The sequence below is a fragment of the Marisediminitalea sp. genome (assembly GCF_984433645.1).
In genome coordinates, this window is record NZ_CFIDRX010000284.1 from 1 (window position 1) to 2744 (window position 2744).

Annotated in this window: 5 protein-coding genes; 2 read left to right on the forward strand and 3 right to left on the reverse strand. The window is 47.1% G+C overall.

Going from position 1 to position 2744, the window contains the following annotated elements; all coding sequences use genetic code 11:
• Window positions 1-184: 184 nt before the first annotated feature.
• A complete protein-coding gene (locus AC4MRN_RS20325) occupies window positions 185-511 on the forward strand; it encodes a TfoX/Sxy family protein (protein ID WP_073317418.1) in 327 nt (108 codons plus the stop codon).
• A 3-nt stretch (window positions 512-514) separates the two neighbouring features.
• Here the strand turns inward: AC4MRN_RS20325 and AC4MRN_RS20330 are convergent, their stop codons facing one another.
• The 3 genes from AC4MRN_RS20330 to AC4MRN_RS20340 all read right to left on the reverse strand — a co-directional run bounded on the left by AC4MRN_RS20330 (window position 515) and on the right by AC4MRN_RS20340 (window position 2027).
• Entirely contained in the window at window positions 515-964 is a 450-nt protein-coding gene (locus AC4MRN_RS20330) for a hypothetical protein (protein ID WP_491204346.1), read from the reverse strand.
• A gap of 135 nt (window positions 965-1099) precedes the next feature.
• Entirely contained in the window at window positions 1100-1663 is a 564-nt protein-coding gene (locus AC4MRN_RS20335) for a CBS domain-containing protein (protein WP_073317420.1), read from the reverse strand.
• Window positions 1664-1718: 55 nt separating this feature from the next.
• Complete coding sequence (locus AC4MRN_RS20340) at window positions 1719-2027, reverse strand: hypothetical protein (protein WP_491204347.1); 309 nt, start codon at window positions 2025-2027, stop codon at window positions 1719-1721.
• A gap of 308 nt (window positions 2028-2335) precedes the next feature.
• Here AC4MRN_RS20340 and AC4MRN_RS20345 point away from each other — a divergent pair.
• On the forward strand, window positions 2336-2744 hold a 409-nt coding region (locus tag AC4MRN_RS20345), incomplete at its 3' end, for a cytochrome b (protein WP_491204348.1).

A 2744-nucleotide genomic window follows, 5' to 3' on the forward strand; every position in this document is an offset into this window, starting at 1 on the left:
ATTGCCAGAATCAGTGAAGTAAAAGTAAAAGTTTTCATAATCATCTCCAGTTATGTCACATTGACATTGAGTTAACGGAGAGGACCTGAGGTTTATTCCCTCTAAAATGAAAAAAATGCAGATTGAGTTAAAAAAAGCCGGGCAGTAGACTGAGATTTCGGCCCCCATTGAAGGAATTAACCCCATGTCCGCAAACCAATTTGCTAACAGTCTGCACGATGTCTTCAGTACGTTTGGGCCTATTCATCTGAAGCGCATGTTTGGTGGTCATGGCGTGTTCAGTCAGGGGAAAATGTTTGCGTTGGTAGTGAGCGATCAGCTTTATATAAAAGTTGACGCCGGAATGAAGCAGGCGCTTGAAGAGCGGGGCTATTCACCGTTTACTTATGTCCGGCAAGGCAAAACCATCGCGCTAAGTTACATGGAGGCGCCGGAAGAAATTTATGATGATCCGGATGATGCCTGCGATTGGGCACGTCAGGCTTATGCGGCTGCATTGGCCGGGAAATAGGCCCTAGGGTGTGTCGTCAAAAAAAGCTTCAACAACCGGGGCTTCACAGCGATATCCATGCTCAGTGATCCAGTCAATGGCTTCTTGAACTGTATCAAAAAATGCCAGCTCGGCGGATAAATTGCGATAGAGGCGCTTCATTTGCAGTTTTGCGGTGGTCTTTACTTCTGACTTACACATCACTACCGCTACGTGACTCAAGCCGGTTTCTACTGCGCGGGCAATGCGCACTTGCAGATCTTTTTCTGCATCGGGCACCAGCAGGCTTTCTCCCTGCAGCATGATAATATCAGCCCACCTGGATACCTTTGCCGAATACACACTGGTGGCGTAATCGATGCCAAATTGCTCAATACACTCGAGGTTCCATGGGCCCACGGCATTGGTTAATACCACATCCTGATTCATTATCAGGCTAAACTCACCGTGTTGTTTATTGTAAAACGTTGCCACTTCTCGTCCTCACTGCGTGCTGTATATTAAGTGTAACAAATATTCCGTTAGCGAGCGTATTTTTGGATACTACTGTTCTTGTTGGTTCATAATTAAACGTCGGGGGCTATAAGGCCCCCGATCCGACTCTTCAGTTTAGGCTGCAATTATATGCGACAGTGCGGCAAATGAAGGCTGTGACTGAATATCCAGTGGAACCCGCAAGATGCGAGCGATGTCACTCACGCTGATCACGCCTCGTATTTCGTGCTGTTGCTTGTCGATAACCAAACAGTGCATTTTGCCGTTGTCTTGCAGCGTATCCACCACATCTTTTACCGATGCGACCTTCAGTTCGTGGTAGTCAAAGGCTTGCAATGCAGCTTTGGGTTGCATCATATCAGCCACCAGCAATTCAGAGCGGGGCAGCCCCAATTGCACAACGCGCTGCAGGATTTTTTGTTCAGTAATGTCAGCCAGCGTCACGATACCCACGAATTGCTCGTGTTTGTCTAATACCAGCTTCATTTTTACGTGAGACTGACGCATTAGTCTTTCCAGTTCTATGGCTTTTACATTACCGTCAATGACCAGCGGTTGGTGTTCGTGAAAATCAGTGAAAATGCTTAGTGCCGAAGACGCCAGTTCAACGTGGTCGTAGACTTCAGGGTGCGCTAGCGTATCAATAGCTTCAGTTTGGCAAAGTGTTAAATGATGCATGAGTTAATCCTCGAAAAATTAAGAAAGTGGCGCAATGCGCCGCTGAGTCGATTGATTAACTAAATACAGGTGGGGCCCTGATGGCATATCCGGAATAAAATGAGCCTGACAGTTGCGTCTGGAGCTGGCCGTGAACCGTACTTGCCTGAGGCGCAAACCGAATACCGTTAGTACTACTGATTACATCGGGGCCATCGCCCTGCTGGTCAGACTCAATGCCTTGTTCAACCTCGGCGATCTCTGCCTCAGTCAGGTTGCTATCAACGCTACTCCATTGACCATGTAAGCCTGACTGCACAGCAGCACCTGAGCCCGGCAAACCTGCCAGCGCTATCAGTGTGAGTATCAGTAACCAGGCCTTCATCTGAAGTAACTCCAAAATAAACAGAGGATGTTGTTAAGAGTAAAGATGGACCTGAACAGTTCCGGAATAAAGTAGAATACCGACCAATAGCGGAAAAAACTGGTTAAGTGGCATACCAGATACTGTGACACTCACTTTTTCTACCTATTTTTCAAAACAAACTTCGATGATAAGTTTAGTTACGTCCTATTTTTTAGAATCTTTCACTCTAATTATTGGACTGTTTTTAATGAAACAGGTTAGATAATCTGCTCGCATCGGATAAGTAATTTACCCAATGCGACGACTAACTACGCAAGGAAAAGGTTTTGGCAACACCAAAAAACTGGCCTTTAGGGCTGATTATTATTCATTGGGTAACGGCACTCTTGGTGATAGGCATGTTTGCCGTTGGCGTATGGATGGTTGACCTGACGTATTACAGCGAATGGTATCGAACCGCCCCCCACTGGCACAAAAGCACAGGCCTAATTCTGGCTGCGGTAACCCTTGCCAGATTGCTGATGCGCACCCGCACTCAGCGTCCAGAGCGTTTCGGTAGCGCTGTGGAACGCATACTTTCGAGTCTGGGTCACGCAGGTATATACGCGCTGCTGATTACTATTTTTGTGAGTGGATATTTGATCTCGACCGCTGACGGCAGGGGTATAGAAGTATTTAACTGGTTCACTGTGCCCGGCGCAGGTGAGCTATTTGCCGAGCAATCAGACATTGCCG